The sequence below is a fragment of the Bradyrhizobium sp. SZCCHNR3119 genome, from assembly GCF_032487775.1.
Taxonomy (GTDB): domain Bacteria; phylum Pseudomonadota; class Alphaproteobacteria; order Rhizobiales; family Xanthobacteraceae; genus Bradyrhizobium.
Window position 1 is genome coordinate 557,798 of record NZ_JAUEUV010000001.1, and the last position, 16,166, is coordinate 573,963.

Consider the following 16,166-nt stretch of genomic DNA (forward strand, 5'->3'; position numbering starts at 1 on the left):
CGGATCAGCCGGACGCGCATGGTTGCGATCGAGTTCGGCACGTGGCGCTCAGGCCGCGTAGGCGGCTCCTCTGGGTCGATAATCGGCGGGTAAGGGAGGCGCCTGGATTCTCGGGGCGCAACGCGGTCCTGAGGGGGGAATCGTCGCCTGCTCGGCGATCAGGAAGCCGTAAGCCGCGATGCAAAGCGTGGCGTGATGATGGAAGCCGCGCCAGCCGCGTCCCTCATAGTGCCCGAGTCCGACTTCCTGCTTAAGCTCCTCATAGTCGCGCTCGACGCGCCAACGCAGCTTGGCAAAGTCGACAAGGTGCCGGAAGCTGGTGTTCGCGGGCAATGTCGAGAGCCAGTATTTGGTGGGTTTCTTTTCCCCTTCAGGCCACTCGATCAGCAGCCATTCCGATTGGAGCTTCTCCGGGATCAGCTTGTTGTGCCCGACACGAACGCGCATACGGGCGAACCGTGATGACAGCCATTCGGCCGACCCCTCCCGCCACCTGATCGTGCGCCAGGCCTCCTTGGGCAGGCCGCGAGCTACTTTCTCGGCCGGTACCAGGTCCGGCTCGTCACGACGACCCGTGTTGTTCAGCGGCTTTCCCTTCCGCCGCGGGCCGCTCCCGGGCCGCCACATCAGGGTGTTCGGCAGAATGCCCGCAACATAGGTCAATCCGAGAGACGTGAGTTCTGTGCGCAGCTCCGAGTCACGGCCATAGCCGGAGTCCATCAAGACTGCCCCACGTGGAAGACCGGCTTCGCATGCACGACGTATCTGCTCGAGCGCGATCTTCGACTTGGTCATGAACTTGATGTCTTTGGGCACACCCGCCTTGTTTCGCCGGACGCGGTTCTTGCTCCAGGCTTCCGGCAGGTACAGCCGATAGGCCACCGGCAGGCTGGCGGCGTGATTGGCAATCGACAGCGATACCGTCACTTGGCAATTGGCCTGCTTGCCGAGCTCGCCACAATATTGGTGGTGCACGCCAACCGAATGCTTTCCCTTCTTGGCAAACGACGTGTCATCGAGAATCCAGGCCTCGATCGGCCCGGCTTTTTCCATCGCCGGCAGCACCATCTCGCGCACCTTGGCCAGCACCTTCTCGTCCGACCAGGAGGAGACACCGACAAAGTGCAGCAGCGACTGATGCTGGGCCGCCGTGCGGGCCGGAGCTGTCCTAGCTGCCATCGGTTCCACGCTCTTGCGCTCCCCGGGCAGCATCAGGCCTGTACAATAGTCGTGCAGCGGGCTTATTCTGTCTGCGTGCCCGATCTCGCTCGCGAGACCTTCGACATAGGACGCAAATCGACGCGCACTGGCTTCTTCAAGCTTGAGATCCATTCGACCCTCCCGCGCGTGAAAGTCTGAATCTCTACAAATACTTGATTCTTAGCCTGACGTACCGGCGGTTTTTGACTCAGTAGTACTAATCCGCCCTACGCGCTAGGTCTGCTTCGGGTCACGCTTCGGAAGAACTCAGGTTGAGCATATGGAGTCCGCTTCCCCCCCAAGGAGGCGGCACCTTGCAGACATGCCGGGTCAGCCGCTTGGGGCCACCTGCGGACCTACTTGTTCTCCCGTTGGACCCAACCAGTTGCAATCGCGTCCGCCCAAGTGCGCATTCCTTTGCTGCGCGCGAGTTCAGCCATAGGTACGTTATCATAGGGGACGTGGCGGATGGTCGCGAGCCAGCCTTTTCCGGCCCGCTCCAAGATTGCGTAGCAAGCATGAGGCGTGCCGACCTCAACCACGTAAGGAACGGTCGTCCTTCCGTCGTAGCCGGGCAATCCAACGCTGCCGGGATTCACGACCAGTCGTCCATCTCTCAGACGAACAACTCTAGAAATGTGGGTGTGTCCGCACAGGATGACTTGGGCGTTGATCCCCTCGGCCTCGGGCTCGATGGCCTCGATTGGACTAGCATGCACATCACCGTCGCAAGTTATGTAGTCGAGCCAAAAGGCAGCGTCGTTCCTTGGCGACGCATGGCATAAGAACACATGGTCTCTGTACACCAGCGTGGGTGGCATGCTCGCCAACCAATCAAAGTGCTGGCGTTCAAGCTGTTGGAAATCGCTGCGAGCCGACGTGCCTGCTTGCCAGAGTTCGATGAGGATTCGATCCTGATCGCCCCGCACTGACGGAAAGCCTCGCTCAATCAGGAGGTCTGCAGTACTGGCCGCTTCCAACGGACCACTGACGTGGTCGCCGAGGTTTACGACCTCGTTGATGCCGAGCGCGGCAATGTCAGCAAGTACGGCTTCAAGCGCCGGACGATTCCCGTGCACATCAGCGATTGCAGCAAATTTCATTTGGCCCTCCCATTCGAGATGGCCGACGATTCACGCGATGCGGGACGGTGCAGGGATAGCGGTTCTCTTTAGCTGCATTTTTAGAAGCGCCCGCAAGCTGAGTATCAAATCGGCGCTGGTGAAAGCATTACACAATCAATGCGGCGCAATCAAGCGATCGCCACGAAGTCCGGTTTGGGTCACGCTCGGAAGAACTCAGGTTGAGCATATGGAATCCGCTTCACCCCCAAGGAGCCGACACCTTGCAGACATGCCGGGTCAGCCGCTTGGGCCCAGAAGCAAACATCCTGCTGGTGCGCTGCGAGGCACACGTTAGTGGCGAGGCGCCGGATATTGGTGCTCTGACCTGCCGCCCCAACATGAGCAAAGGAATCCCGCCGCTGCGCCGGGCAAGCTTCCAAGGAAGAGCCCGGGATCGTGAAGACCAAAGGGCAGCGGCCAAAGCTGAAACGCCACCGTCGAGAGCAGGCCTCCGACAAATAGACATCCTAAAGTTCTTGCGTGGAAGGGCACCAATCGTTTGATCAACGCCTGATCAGCGCAGTATGTAACGACTGCAATGGGCAATCCAAATAGATAGACAAATGGCCATCCGAAGAACGGGCCGGCTATCAATAGACCGCCTTCTCTTTCCATCACGCAAAAGACCACGAAACCGATCCACGGTCCCGCAAAGGCAAAAATGTACTGTCGGCGGACCTGCGCAGCTTCCATGTATCGACTGTGGTCTTATGGAATTTATATTGTATTAGCAGTCGCCGAAGTCTTTATCTGATAAAAATCAACTGGGTTGCGCTTGGTCGCTTCGGGTCAACAGGCGCCCTTTCGTTCGGGGTGCGCTGACTTCCGGTCGAACCCGGCGAGCGGACATCTTCGGCGCAGACCGGAAGGTCGCAGACGGGCCAATAGCGAAAGTCGTCGCTTCGATTCTCACGATCCGTACCGCGCCATGCCTTGCCGGCATAGCTGCGGGTGACATTGGAAAGCTCGCGTTCGAAGGTCCCGGCGGGGGAAACAGCGGATCAAGGAAATCTGCGCGACGTCCGTACAGCTCCCGGCGCGTTCATGTGCTGTTGCGCCGTGAAGCCTGGGCGGGCTTTGCTATGTGGGCAAGGAATCCGCTACTGCTCCTTGCACGATCAAGTAGAGTTGGCATTGACATTAATCAAAAGACATCCACCCCGTCGGAGCATTTTTTTGTTCGTGCGCGAGCGCACGCTGGCTTGAAACCTGAAAAATTCTCTTCACCTACATAGTTCGTTCTATTGTCGATCGCTGGGCGCCGCCTTCGCGGCCAGGAGGTAACTTAGGCGAGGTCCGGAGCTTGGCGCATCGATTTGCGCAAAGGAGGACCTCATCATGAAAATCAATCGTATAGCGCCTCTTACGAGGACAGAAAGCTCCATCATCTCGGCATCTATCGCCGAGGAACATAGGTCGAGCTTCATCGGTGGAAAAATCTCTACAGGTCCGCCGGATTCCCGCTTCAGCATAATCGACCAAGAGGAGTTCGGCTTTGAGACCCGAAGCGAGCAGCTTCGGACAGCTGCGCAGGCTCATGAAACCACAATCGTACCGCGGCGAGGAAACGGCTGGCGACCGTTGTTATACTGGTTGGCTGCGTTTGCCGCGATCGCAGCTCCGGTACCGGCCGTTGGTCAATCCGACGCGCAACCGGGATCGAGACTGGTCGGCACTGGCGCGGTTGGCCCCAGCGAGCAGGGCTGGTCTGTAGCACTGTCCGCCGATGGCAACACCGCCATTGTAGGCGGTAGTGTCGACAACAAGCTCACCGGCGCAGCGTGGGTCTTCACGCGCAGCGACGATGTCTGGACCCAACAGGGCAGCAAGCTGGTGGGCACCAGCGTGGTCGGACAAGCTGGACAAGGCGTCTCCGTCGCGCTGTCCGCTGACGGTGACACCGCCTTGGTCGGTGGGCCTTATGACAACTCACGCACCGGGGCGGCGTGGGTGTTCACGCGCAGCGGCGGTGCCTGGACCCAACAAGGTAGCAAGCTGATCGGAGCTGGCGCGGTTGGAAATGCCGCTCAAGGCGCCGCTCTCGCGCTGTCAGCCGACGGCAACACCGCCATTGTGGGGGGGAGTCAGGACAGCTTGAGGGCCGGCGCGGCGTGGGTCTTCACGCGCAGCGGCGGTGTTTGGACCCAACAGGGTAGCAAGCTGGTTGGCACCGGCGCGGTTGGAAACGCCGCTCAAGGCGCCGCTGTCGCGCTGTCCGCCGACGGCAACACCGCCATCGTGGGTGGCCCCCTGGACGACTCCTACGCCGGGGCAGCCTGGGTCTTTGCCCGCAGCGACGGCGTCTGGAAGCAACTCGGCAGCAAGCTGATTGGCACCGGCGCAGTCGGAAAGGCTGGACAAGGATTCTCCGTTGCGTTGTCCGCTGACGGCAACACCGCAATCGTAGGAGGACTCGGCGACAACAAATACACCGGTGCGGCGTGGGTCTACAGCCGCAGCGGAGCTACGTGGAGCCAGCAGGGCAGCAAGCTGGTCGGCAGCCGCGCGGTTGGAGAAGCCAGGCAAGGCCACTCGGTAGCGATGTCCGCCGATGGCAACACCGCAATCGTAGGAGGGCTCGGCGACAACTCATACAGTGGGGCCGCGTGGATCTACAGCCGCAGCGGAGCTACGTGGAGCCAGCAGGGCGATAAGCTGGTTGGCGTTGGCGCAATGGGACACGCCGAGCAGGGTTTTTCCGCTGCGCTGTCCGCCGACGGCAACACCGCCGTCGTAGGCGGCATTGCCGACAACCGGGTCACCGGTGCGGCGTGGATCCACAACCGCCGCAAAGGTACCTGGACCCAAGGACCATTCCTTGGGTACTGAGCATCATTCGGCCGCTGGCGCCTGGAATGGGTCCAGGCGCCCGGTCTTTCGCCTGGATAGAAAACCAGTGAACTCCGGAACGGCCCAAGGGCAGACCTTGCAGGAGGTCTGCCCTGGGTCAAACGCTACAGGCTAAGTTCAATCGCAGCGCGGGGCGCGGCCTCACCAACCATGATGATGGCCTCGCCCCCGTCCATGACCCCATCCATAATGATGCCCTCGACCACCGCGATGGCCCCAACTTGGGTGGCCGCCGCCGTGCCCGTAGCCCCTTACTTGGATGATTGAGCTGTCAGTATCGGTAAGTGCATGGGAGCTTGCGACCGGCATTGCCGACGCAGACAGGATCGGAGCAAGCGCAAAAGTGCAGGCTGCAAATCCTGTTAACAAAAGCCGTTTCATAACGTACTTGCTCCTTGGATCGCGTCATCGCGAAAATGAATAACGTGTCGTCACGCGGATTGTTCCATAGTGGAACGCGAGCAGATCGCGCGATTTGCTGGAGCCTATGTCGCAGATGGCTCAAAAAGCGGCGATCAGGCGCCGCGCTGTGAAAGTCTGCATTACCGCGGACAGTGGACGGCGGAGCAAGTGTCGCAGTCGAAAATGGCCGATGCACAAAAGACCAAAGAGCGGCTTTGGTCTGAGCGATTCCCCGATACGCTTGCTTCGCGCAGGTCGCACCCGCACCGTGCCTCGCGGCGCCTCAGCCCGGCGTGAAGATGAAGTTGTTGCAGTAGTCCTTGCGCTTCCAGAACCACTCGCCGTCGCGCCGCTGATGGATGGCCACGTCGAACGCCGACAACGGCACGAGGCCCGTGGGCGAGACGAAGCTGCCGCGATACCCGAGCGCAGCGAGATAGGCGAAGACGTCGTCGATTGTCCGGCCGACCATATGCCGGGCTTCGCATTCGAAGACCAGCGCCGGCATGTCCCTTTCGAGCATCCGCCTCGCGCCATGAAAGACATTCAGCTCGCCGCCCTCGACGTCGACCTTGAGGAGAGCCACGCGCTCGTGCGGCTTGAAATAGTCGTCTAAGGCGACCACCGGGACCGTCACTCTGTCGGACCTGCCTGCCGACGACGACGGATTGAGCGAGGCGCCCGGCGCATGCCCGATCGGAATGTGGAGCTCACGCCGGCCCGACGAGGCGTCAACAGCCTTCGCTTCAACGGTCACATTGCGCAATCCGGCCGCGGCGCAGACGGCGGCCAATCGAGCCGCCAGTTCTCGCTGCGGCTCGAACGCGACGACGCGCCCCTGCTCGCCGCACCAGCGCGAAAGCCAGGAGGTGAAGCTGCCCTTGTTGGCGCCGATATCGCACACGATGTCGCCCGGCCGCAGCCGGTGCCTGATCGCGGCAAACTCCGTCTTGTGATCGCGGAAACGCGCCTTCAGGGAGCGAATGTGAAAGCGGGCTATTTCACTGACCGAGACGGCCCCCTGATCGCGGCTTCGGCTCGCCTGCGATCGACCGAGTTCTTCGCCAATTGCAATGTCGCCGTCGTGCATCCGCAAGAGTCTCCGTCCGGCCGTTTCGGCTGGTTGAGGGAGATGATCTCACCCGAGATTTGCGACCGCGGTGGGGCGGCAAAAGATGCAGACGATTGTCCCGGTGCCAGATTGCGGCGCCATTGCGCTATCACGATGACCGGAGAACGGATCGACTGGCGCCGATCGACAGCGACACGCCACGCGAACAGTCGCGCGGAGTGACGGCGACGCGCAGTCTCTCCACCGCCAGTCCGGGGCCTATTCGCATCCGCTCTCAGCGCGGTATCGCCACCACGCGCAGGTTGTTGGTGGTGCCGGCCTGCGCGAAGGGGATGCCGGCGACCACGACCAGAAGATCGCCGCCTTGCGCGAACTCCTCGGAGACCGCGATCGTGGTGGCGCGATCGACCATCTCCTCGTAGCTGCCGACATCCGGCGAGAGCACGCTGTGCGCGCCCCACAACAGGCACATGCGGCGAGAGGTGTCCTCGCTCGGGGTGATGGCCAGGATCGGCAGGCTCGGCCGCTTGCGCGCGACGCGCGAGGCCGTGGTGCCGCTCGAGGTATAGGCCACGATGGTCTTGGCGTGGATCGCGGACGCCAGATCGGCGGCGGCGGTGGCCACCGCATGCGGCGGGGTCTGCTCCTCGCCGGGCTGCGTCGCCTCGATGATCGAGCGGTACATCTTGTGGCCTTCGGTCGCCTTGATGATGCTGTCCATCATCGCGACCGCCTCGCGCGGATATTGTCCGCTCGCCGATTCCGCCGACAGCATCACCGCGTCGGCGCCGTCATAGATCGCGGTGGCGACGTCGGAGACCTCGGCACGGGTCGGCGTCGGCGCCGCCACCATCGAATCCAGCATCTGCGTCGCCACGATCACCGGCTTCACCGCGAGGCGGCAGGCGCGCACCAGCTCCTTCTGCCTGCCCGGCACGTCCTCATGCGGGATTTCCACGCCGAGATCGCCGCGCGCCACCATGATGGCGTCGCAGAGCTGGATGATGTCGTCGATCCGCTCCAGCGCCGCCGGCTTCTCGATCTTGGCCATCACGCCGGCGCGGCCGTTGATCAGGCCCCGCGCCTCGATCACGTCGGAGGGCTTCTGCACGAACGACAGCGCCACCCAATCGACGCCGAGCTTGAGGCCGAAATCGAGATCGGAGCGGTCCTTCGCCGTCAGCGGCGACAGGTCCAGGACCGTGCCCGGCAGGTTGACGCCCTTGTGATTGGAGATCGCGCCGGCGACGATCACCTTGGCCTCGATCCAATCGTCGCCGAGCCCGACGACACGGACCCGAACGCGGCCGTCATCGATCAAGAGATCGTGTCCCGGGGCGACCGCGGCGAAAATCTCCGGATGCGGCAGCGGGATCGACGATTTGTCGCCTTCGGTGCCGTTCAGGACGAAGCGAATGGTCTCGCCGGTCTCGACCGTGATCTTCTTGTCGCGCAAGGTACCGACGCGGATCTTCGGGCCCTGCAGATCCATCAGGATGCCGATCGGACGTCCGACTTCCTTCTCCAGCGCGCGGATGGCGGCATGGACCTTGGCGTGATCGGCCTGCGTGCCGTGGCTGAAATTGAGGCGGAACGTGTCGACGCCGGCCAGGAACAGAGTTTTCAGCATCTCCGGCGAGTTGCTGGCGGGGCCGACGGTCGCGACGATCTTAGCTCGACGATGACGACGCATGAATATGTTGCCCTTTCCGTCCCCCGATCAGGATCGCCCTGATATCGTTGACATTGGTCAGCGTCGGTCCTGTGACAAGGAGATCGCCGACTCGCGCGAACAACGAATAACTGTCGTGCGCGGCAATGCAAGCCAGAGCATCCATGCCACAATCACGGGCACGCGACAGCGTGTCCGGACCGATCACGGCGCCGGCGGCATCTTCGGTTCCATCGATACCGTCGCTGTCGCCGGCGAGCGCCCATATAGCCGCATGACCCGACAATGCAACCGCCAGCGCCAGCAGAAATTCGGTGTTGCGCCCGCCGCGTCCCGCAGCACCGCGCCCGATCGTGACCGTCGTTTCACCGCCCGAGAGCAGCACGGCCGGCGGCGCAACGGGATGACCATGTGCCGCGACAGAGCGGGCGATGCCGGCCATCACGGTGCCGAGCTCGCGCGCTTCGCCCTCGAGCGCATCGCCGAGAATGAGCGGCGTCAGCCCCTCCTCGCGCGCGACCTTCGCCGCGGCTTCCAGCGCAAGTTGCGGGGTTGCGACCAGGCGGACATCGGCCTCGAACTCACCCGGCTTCGGGGTCTCGTCCGCGCTCGCCAGCACAGTCTGCGCCGCGGCCGGCAACGCGATCGCATGGCGCGCAGCGACGGCGCGCGCTTCGGCCAAGCTGCTCGAATCCGGCAAGGTGGGACCGGAGGCGATCGCGGCCGGATCGTCGCCCGGAATGTCCGAGATAACCAGCGTGACGACACGCGCCGGCCGTGCGGCGCGCGCGAGCCGCCCGCCCTTGATCGCCGACAGATGCTTGCGGACGACGTTCATCTCCGCAATCGTCGCACCGCTCGCCAGCAACGCGCGATTCACCGCCTGCTTGTCCGCAAGCGTCATCGGCGGGGCGGGCGCGACCATCAGCGATGAGCCGCCGCCCGACATCAGCGCGATGACGAGATCGTCGGCCGTGAGCCCCTGCACGGCCTGCAGCATGCGCTGCGCGGCGGCCTCGCTGCGAGCGTCCGGCACCGGATGCGACGCCTCCAACACGTCGATCCGGCCGGCCGGCACGGCATGACCGTCGCGCGTGACCACCACGCCGGAGAGCGCGACATCGGGCCAAGCGGCATCGAGGCCGGCCGCCATCGCCGCCGACGCCTTGCCGGCGCCGACGACGATGCAGCGCCCCTTCGGCCTGTCGGGAAGCACGCGCATGATCGAGCGCCGCGGATCGGCGCTCGCCACGGCCGCGTCAAATATCCGCCGCAAGGCGGCGCGCGCTCGCCCGTCGGTCCATTCGGCGGTCATGGCCGGGGGATCAGACGTTGGAGCCGTGGATCGCCTCGATCACGGCATCGGTCACCTCCTTGGTGGTGGCCTTGCCGCCGACATCGGGCGTGAGAATGCCGGCCGCGCAGACCTTCTCCACGGCTGCCATCAATCGTGCCGCGGCATCCTTCTCGCCGAGATGCTCCAGCATCTGCGCACCGGTCCAGAAGGTCGCGACGGGATTGGCGATGCCCTTGCCGGTGATGTCGAAGGCCGAGCCATGGATCGGCTCGAACATCGACGGGAAGCGGCGCTGCGGATCGATGTTGGCGGTCGGCGCCACGCCGAGACTGCCGGCCAGCGCGCCCGCCAGATCGGACAGGATGTCGGCGTGCAGATTGGTCGCCACGATGGTGTCGAGGCTCTTCGGGTTCAGCGTCATGCGCACCGTCATGGCATCGACCAGCATCTTGTCCCAGGTGACATCGGGGAATTCGGCCGCCACCTCGGCGGCGATCTCGTCCCACATCACCATGCCGTGGCGCTGCGCGTTCGACTTGGTGACGACGGTGAGGAATTTTCGCGGCCGCGACTGCGCGAGCTGGAAGGCAAAGCGCATGATTCTGACGACGCCGACACGGGTGAAGATTGCAACTTCCGTACCGACCTCCTCCGGCAGGCCTTTGTGCACGCGGCCGCCGCAGCCGGCATATTCGCCTTCGGAGTTCTCGCGCACGATCACCCAGTCGAGATCGCCGACGCCGACATTGCGCAGCGGCGAGGCCACGCCGGGCAGGATCTTGGTCGGACGCACATTGGCATATTGATCGAACCCCTGGCAGATCGGCAGCCGCAGGCCCCACAGCGTGATGTGATCGGGCACGTCGGGCGCGCCGACCGCACCGAAATAGATCGCGTCGAATGTCTTCAGCTCGGTGAGGCCGTCCGCCGGCATCATCACGCCGTGCTTCTTGTAATAGTCCGAGCCCCAGTCGAAAGTCTTGACGTTGAAGCTGATGTCGCCGCTGCGCTTGGCCAGCGCCTCCAGGACACGGACGCCGGCCGAGATCACCTCGGGCCCGATCCCGTCAGCGGGAATGGCGGCGATAGAATAGTTGCGCATGAGAAAACTCCGTTGACGAGGGATCAGTGGGTTTGCGGGGCCGGCTCGGCCTTCGCACGCTGTGAACGGGACAGCAGCAAGGTGAGCACTGCGGAGATGACGAGCAGCCCCGCGACGAAATAAAGCCCGCCATCGAAGCTGCCGGTCCGATCCTTGATCCAACCGATCACCGCCGGGCCGACGAAGCCGCCAAGATTGCCGATCGAATTGATGGTGGCAATCCCGGCCGCCGCCGCCGAGCCTGACAGGAACATCGTGGGCATGCTCCACAGTGGCGGCTTCGAGGAGGAAATGCCGACGTTGACCAGTGTGAGGGCGGCCAGCACGGCAATCACGCCGGTTGCGAGGCCGGCAAACGCAAGACCCGCGGCTGACAACAGGCAGGCCAGCACCACGTGCCAGGTGCGCTCGCCGGTGCGGTCGGAATGCCGCGCCCACAGGATCATGACGACGACTGCAACGGTCGCTGGCACCGCATTGAGGAAGCCGACCGCGAACGAAGACAGGCCGAACTGCTTGATGATCTGCGGCGCCCACACCCCGAGCGTATAGAGCCCGGCCGAGGTGCCGAAATAGACCAGTGACAGCGCCAGCACCCGGATGTCGGCGAGACCGCGCCAGATGCTGTGGCTGGCGACCGCCGCCTTGCCGGTCCTCTCGGCATTCATCGCCTGCACCAGCCAGTTGCGCTCCTCATCGGCCAGCCAGCGCGCCTGCTCCGGCCGGTCGGTCATATAGCCGAGCACGACGAATCCGAGCAGCACCGCCGGCAAGGCTTCGACCAGGAACAGCCACTGCCACCCCTTCAGGCCGAGCAAACCGTGCATCTGCAGCAAGGCGCCGGAGACCGGCGAGCCCAGCACGGTCGAGAGCGGCGCCGCCGCCATGAACAGCGCCGTGACGGCGGCGCGCTGCCGCGCCGGAAACCAGTAGGACAGGTAGAGGATGATGCCGGGGAAGAACCCGGCCTCGGCGACGCCGAGCAGGAAACGCAGCGCATAGAAGCTGACGGCCCCCTGCACGAACGCCATCGCGCCGGACACGAGGCCCCAGGAGATCATGACCCGCGCGATCCAGATCCGCGCCCCGAATCTGTCGAGCGCGAGGTTGGACGGCACCTCGAACAGGAAATAGCCCCAAAAGAAGATGCCGGCGCCGAAACCGAACACGGAGGGCGACAGGCCGAGATCCTTGTTCATGGTCAGCGCCGCGAAGCCGATATTGACGCGGTCGATGAAGGCCACGAAGTACAGCAGCATGATGAAGGGGACGATGCGCAAGGCGACCTTGCGCAACACACGCGTTTCGAGCTCCGCCGCCATCGTCACCTCCCTGCCCGGTCTTGTTGGTTGTCGGGCAACGCTATGCGGCCGGCGCGCGGCGGGTTCAATGGACCACCATTTATACAAAAAATCGATATAATCCGCGCGCCTCGTCACAGGGATCGCCTCACAGGATCTGCCCCCATGGAATTGCACCAGCTCCGCTGCTTCGTCGCCGCCGCCGAGGAGCTGCATTTCGGCAAGGCCGCGCAACGCCTGCAGATGCTGCCCTCGGCGCTCGGCCGCCACATCAAGCTGCTGGAAGAGGACCTGGCGACACAGCTGTTCGCCCGGACGACGCGCGCGGTCTCGCTCACCGAGCAAGGCGCGGCCCTGCTGCGCGACGCCCGGGCGATCCTGTCCCGGATCGAGGCGGTGGAGGAGAGCTTCCGCCGCCGCACGCGCACCGCCACGGCGCGGCGGCTGCGGGTCGGCGCGATCGACAGTGCGGCAGCCGGATTGCTGCCGGCGCTGCTGCACGATTTTCGTCGCCGGCATCCCGGCATCGCGGTGCAGCTTTCGGAAGAGAAGACGATCCGGCTGCTGCCGAAGATTCTGTCCGGCGCACTCGACCTCGCATTCGTGCGGCCGCCGGAGCGGACCGACAAGCGGCTCGAATTCCGTCCCCTGCTCGATGAGAGCGCGGTGGTGGCGCTGCCGCAGCGGCATGCACTGGCCAGGCGCAAGCTGATTTCGCTCGCGGAGCTAGCCGACCAGCCGCTGATCGTGCCGGACCGCCGCTCGCGGCCGCACAGCCACGACCTCACGATGAAGCTGTTCGAGCAGGCCGGCCTCACGCCGCGCGTGGCCCAGCTCGCCGACGAGAAGCAGACGATCGTCAATCTGGTCGCAGCCCGTCTTGGCATTGCAATCGTGCCGCGCTGGACCTCGAGGCTCGCGATCTCGGGCGTGCGCTTCGTCCCGCTCAAGCTGAAACGTGACAGTGCGGTCGGCCGGTTGCCGCTCGCTGCGGTCTGGCTGCGCGGCTCGCGCGATCCGGCGCGCGAGGCCATGCTCGCCGTCCTCGACGCCAGACTCGGCGCTTACGCGCGAGGGGCATGAGCCGATCCCCACGCCGGCTCAGCTTTGGTCCCTCTGAAGCAGAGGAACCCTTGAACGTCCTTGCGGTTGGCTGTCGAAGCGGCCGGCCGGCGCGGCCCGCAGGAATGCATCGCGTGGACAGCAAGAGCGACAGCCCTACCTTCAACCCGGCCTCGGAGGTCGCCGGCCTGTCTGACCAACAACGGCGCGAGATCCAGTCCCAGAGCCGGCCGAGCGCCGCGCTGATCCACGAGACCATACGCGCCGAAGGCGTGAGCGAGCTCGAGCGGCGCTGGTGGGCGATCCTGATTTCCGCCTTCGCGCCGCTGGGCTACACGGCCGGCTTCCTGGTGGTAGTGCTGGGACGGCAGCAGCTCTTCACAGAGAACACCTTGACGCCGATCCTGCCGCTGCTGCACCACCGCGATCTCGCCACCTTGCTTCGCGTCCTGCGGCTGTGGTCGCTGGTGCTCGTGGCCAATGTCGTCGGCACCTGGGCCGTCGCCTCCGTATTGGCCCACACCGAGATCTTCGAGCCGCGGATCGTCGATGCCTTCCTCGAGCTCAGCCATCGCACCATCGAGGGCAGCTTCGCCTCGACATTCGTGCGGGCGGTGTTCGCCGGCTGGATCATCGCGCTGATGATGTGGTTGTTGCCGGCGCTCAGGGGCGCGGGAGCACATATCATCGTGGCGATGACCTATCTGGTCGCGCTCGGCGAGTTCTCGCATATCATCGCCGACTCGGTGGATTGCGCGTTCCTGATCCAGAGCGGCAAGGCGTCGCTGCAGGACTATGTCGGGACCTTTTTCGTGCCGACGCTGCTCGGCAATGTCGTCGGCGGCACCACCCTGGTCGCGCTGCTCAACTATGGCCAGGTCGCCGCCGAGCTCGAAGGCGGCGGTGCACCATAACGTCACCGGCGCGCCCGGCTCCGGCGTGGAGCGGAACCCGCCTGCGTGCCCAGGAACTGCACCGCCGGATTGCGGGAATGTGATCGGCGATCATCGATTTGCGTGAACTACGCCGACATCCGCCGACACTCAACGATGAAGACGTCGAGGGATACGTCGCGCCGGTCGACGACCCCTGCCCTGCGCCTGGTACCGCGGACTAATCAGCGACGAGGGCGCAACGAGCGCATGCCGTCTTGACGCAACCGGTTGCCCGGTTGGGTGAAAGCTGTCAGTCTACAAGCGGTTGGTGTGCTCGTATGGCCGGAGCAGTAATGTCGCTTCTGGGGTCGGCGCAACAAGAGGTAACAGCGTCCTCCGACCTACTGTTTCGACGGCGCGACGGCGCCGCTCGAACCGGTCGGCGGCTTGCAGCGGTCGCATTTCTCGACATCGTTGGCTACACCACCCTGATGGCGAGCGATGAGACTCGCACTCACCGCCGCTGGATGAAGATCCTTAACGAGATCGTGCAGCCTCGCACGACGGAGTATCATGGCCGGATCGTCAAGTTCACCGGAGATGGCATCCTCGCCGAGTTTACCTGCGCGCTCGACGCGGTGGAATGGGCGCAGGACATTCAGCGAATGGTGCCGTCTGCCCAGGTCGAGGACGGCGAAACATCCCCGACGATCGCGCTGCGGATTGCCATCAATCTCGGCGATATTATTGCAACCGAATTCGACATCTTCGGACATGGCGTCAATGTCGCGGCGCGACTGCAGGAGCACGCGGAGCCAGGCGGCGTGCTGCTGTCGGAATCGGTATACGACGTCGTGCGCGGCGCCCTCGGAAAACTCGTGCGAGAGCTCGGCTACTTCCAGCTCAAGAATGTCGATAAGCCGGTCCGGGCCTATTCCTTGAGCGCCGACGTTCCGGTCGCGGTGGCGCCAAGCGCCGCGCATCGCGAGCGACTGCCCTCCATCGCCGTGCTCCCGCTGCAGAATTTGGGCGGCGATCCGGCCGACGATTATTTTGCGGACGGGATCGTCGAAGACATCATTGTCTCCCTCGCCGGACTACGTGAGCTCTTCGTCATCTCGCGCGCATCGACGATCAAGTACCGCGATCGCTCGCCCGATCCGGCCGAGGTTGGGCGCGCGCTCGGCGCACGGTACGTCGTGTTCGGCACGGTGCGCAGATCCAGTCGCCTGGCGCGAGTATCGACACAGGCATGCGATTCCGAGACCGGCGAGATCCTTTGGGCCGATGCCGTCGAGGTCGCCCCGGGCGAACTGTTCGACCTTCAAGACGAGATCGTTCGAAAGATCGTCACAGGCATTGCGCCCAATGTTCGAAAGTCAGAGCTGCGCGAAGCCCTGAGGAAACGACCCGACAGTTTTACCGCCTATGATCACACCTTGAGGGCGATTCAGCTCATCAACAGTCTCGACAAGCACATCTTTCTGCAGGCCCGCGACTTTCTGAACAGGGCGATGGCGGAGGACCCGAACTTCGCCATGCCGGTGGCATGGGCAGCGCGTTGGCACAGCCTCTATGTGGGTCAGGGCTGGTCTGCCAACCCGAGCGAAGATGCCGTCCGCGCCGTCGAGTTCGCGTCCAGGGCGATCGAGCTCGACGGTCAGAACGCACTTGCACTGGCGACCTTCGGTCATCTCAAGTCGTTTCTGTTTCACGAGTATGACGGCGCTCTGATCTATTTCGATCGTGCGCTCTCGGCCTGCCCCAATCATTCGCTTGCCTGGCTGCTTTCCAGCGCCACCTTGAGCTACATCGGGGATACCGAGCAGGCGGTCAGCAGAGCCGAACACGCCCTCCGCCTGTCGCCTTTCGACCAGAGCCTTTTCAGCTACTACATGTTTCTCAACCTCGCCTACTACGCCAAGGGCGACTATGAGCGCGCGGTGAAATGGGGACGGATGTCCGCAGGCGAGAACGCTCTCTACACGGCAAACCATAGGATCTTGATTGCAGGCCTCGCGGCACTGGGACGTTTCAACGAAGCCCGGGACGTCGCTGCCAAGATGATGAAGCTCGAGCCCGAATTTCGACTGGAAGCCTATGAGCGGACCCGGCAGCCGTTTCGGCATCCGGAGATCCGAGACCGGTACATGAAGCATTTGAGGTTGGCCGGCCTTCCGGAATAGACGCGGAAGCATTCCGGCCTGGG

The 16,166-nt window shown here is 63.9% G+C and carries 11 protein-coding genes; 4 read left to right on the forward strand and 7 right to left on the reverse strand.

What is annotated here, in order from left to right; genetic code table 11:
* Positions 1 to 48 precede the first annotated feature (48 nt).
* Positions 49 to 1,332: an IS701 family transposase gene (locus QX034_RS02670; RefSeq protein WP_315727656.1), complete on the reverse strand. Its 1,284-nt coding sequence runs from the start codon at positions 1,330 to 1,332 to the stop codon at positions 49 to 51.
* A gap of 224 nt (positions 1,333 to 1,556) precedes the next feature.
* Entirely contained in the window at positions 1,557 to 2,303 is a 747-nt protein-coding gene (locus tag QX034_RS02675; protein WP_315727778.1) for a metallophosphoesterase family protein, read from the reverse strand.
* A gap of 1,359 nt (positions 2,304 to 3,662) precedes the next feature.
* On the opposite strand from QX034_RS02675, the gene QX034_RS02680 reads away from it, so the two are divergent.
* Complete coding sequence (locus QX034_RS02680; protein ID WP_315727776.1) at positions 3,663 to 5,153, forward strand: hypothetical protein; 1,491 nt, start codon at positions 3,663 to 3,665, stop codon at positions 5,151 to 5,153.
* A 706-nt stretch (positions 5,154 to 5,859) separates the two neighbouring features.
* Here QX034_RS02680 and QX034_RS02685 read toward each other — a convergent pair.
* The 5 genes from QX034_RS02685 to QX034_RS02705 form a co-directional block, all read right to left on the reverse strand.
* Entirely contained in the window at positions 5,860 to 6,666 is an 807-nt protein-coding gene (locus QX034_RS02685; protein ID WP_315704318.1) for an FkbM family methyltransferase, read from the reverse strand.
* Positions 6,667 to 6,922: 256 nt separating this feature from the next.
* Positions 6,923 to 8,341, reverse strand: a complete 1,419-nt coding sequence (gene pyk / locus QX034_RS02690) for a pyruvate kinase (RefSeq protein WP_315704319.1) — start codon at positions 8,339 to 8,341, stop codon at positions 6,923 to 6,925.
* Positions 8,319 to 9,635: a glycerate kinase gene (locus QX034_RS02695; protein WP_315704320.1), complete on the reverse strand. Its 1,317-nt coding sequence runs from the start codon at positions 9,633 to 9,635 to the stop codon at positions 8,319 to 8,321. Before QX034_RS02695 ends, pyk begins: the two co-directional genes overlap by 23 nt.
* A 10-nt stretch (positions 9,636 to 9,645) precedes the next feature.
* A complete protein-coding gene (locus QX034_RS02700) occupies positions 9,646 to 10,719 on the reverse strand; it encodes a tartrate dehydrogenase (protein WP_315704321.1) in 1,074 nt (357 codons plus the stop codon).
* Between the two features lie 23 nt (positions 10,720 to 10,742).
* The gene (locus QX034_RS02705) at positions 10,743 to 12,041 is read right to left on the reverse strand and encodes an MFS transporter (RefSeq protein ID WP_315704322.1); all 1,299 of its coding nucleotides are present in this window, start codon (positions 12,039 to 12,041) and stop codon (positions 10,743 to 10,745) included.
* Positions 12,042 to 12,185: 144 nt separating this feature from the next.
* Between QX034_RS02705 and QX034_RS02710 the strand changes: the two genes are divergently transcribed.
* From QX034_RS02710 to QX034_RS02720, 3 genes are all read left to right on the forward strand, one after another.
* On the forward strand, positions 12,186 to 13,103 hold the full coding sequence (locus QX034_RS02710; RefSeq protein WP_315704323.1) for a LysR family transcriptional regulator: 918 nt from the start codon (positions 12,186 to 12,188) through the stop codon (positions 13,101 to 13,103).
* Positions 13,104 to 13,216: 113 nt separating this feature from the next.
* Positions 13,217 to 13,996, forward strand: coding sequence for a formate/nitrite transporter family protein (locus tag QX034_RS02715; RefSeq protein ID WP_409977716.1), 780 nt, complete (start codon positions 13,217 to 13,219; stop codon positions 13,994 to 13,996).
* A 314-nt stretch (positions 13,997 to 14,310) separates the two neighbouring features.
* Positions 14,311 to 16,143, forward strand: coding sequence for an adenylate/guanylate cyclase domain-containing protein (locus tag QX034_RS02720; protein ID WP_315704324.1), 1,833 nt, complete (start codon positions 14,311 to 14,313; stop codon positions 16,141 to 16,143).
* Positions 16,144 to 16,166 lie beyond the last annotated feature (23 nt).

Coding starts and splice junctions, on each gene's coding strand:
- QX034_RS02670 (WP_315727656.1), bottom strand. CDS start 1,332: ATGGATCTCAAGCTTGAAGAAGCCAGTGCGCGTCGATTTGCGTCCTAT.
- QX034_RS02675 (WP_315727778.1), bottom strand. CDS start 2,303: ATGAAATTTGCTGCAATCGCTGATGTGCACGGGAATCGTCCGGCGCTT.
- QX034_RS02680 (WP_315727776.1), top strand. CDS start 3,663: ATGAAAATCAATCGTATAGCGCCTCTTACGAGGACAGAAAGCTCCATC.
- QX034_RS02685 (WP_315704318.1), bottom strand. CDS start 6,666: ATGCACGACGGCGACATTGCAATTGGCGAAGAACTCGGTCGATCGCAG.
- pyk (WP_315704319.1), bottom strand. CDS start 8,341: ATGCGTCGTCATCGTCGAGCTAAGATCGTCGCGACCGTCGGCCCCGCC.
- QX034_RS02695 (WP_315704320.1), bottom strand. CDS start 9,635: ATGACCGCCGAATGGACCGACGGGCGAGCGCGCGCCGCCTTGCGGCGG.
- QX034_RS02700 (WP_315704321.1), bottom strand. CDS start 10,719: ATGCGCAACTATTCTATCGCCGCCATTCCCGCTGACGGGATCGGGCCC.
- QX034_RS02705 (WP_315704322.1), bottom strand. CDS start 12,041: ATGGCGGCGGAGCTCGAAACGCGTGTGTTGCGCAAGGTCGCCTTGCGC.
- QX034_RS02710 (WP_315704323.1), top strand. CDS start 12,186: ATGGAATTGCACCAGCTCCGCTGCTTCGTCGCCGCCGCCGAGGAGCTG.
- QX034_RS02720 (WP_315704324.1), top strand. CDS start 14,311: ATGTCGCTTCTGGGGTCGGCGCAACAAGAGGTAACAGCGTCCTCCGAC.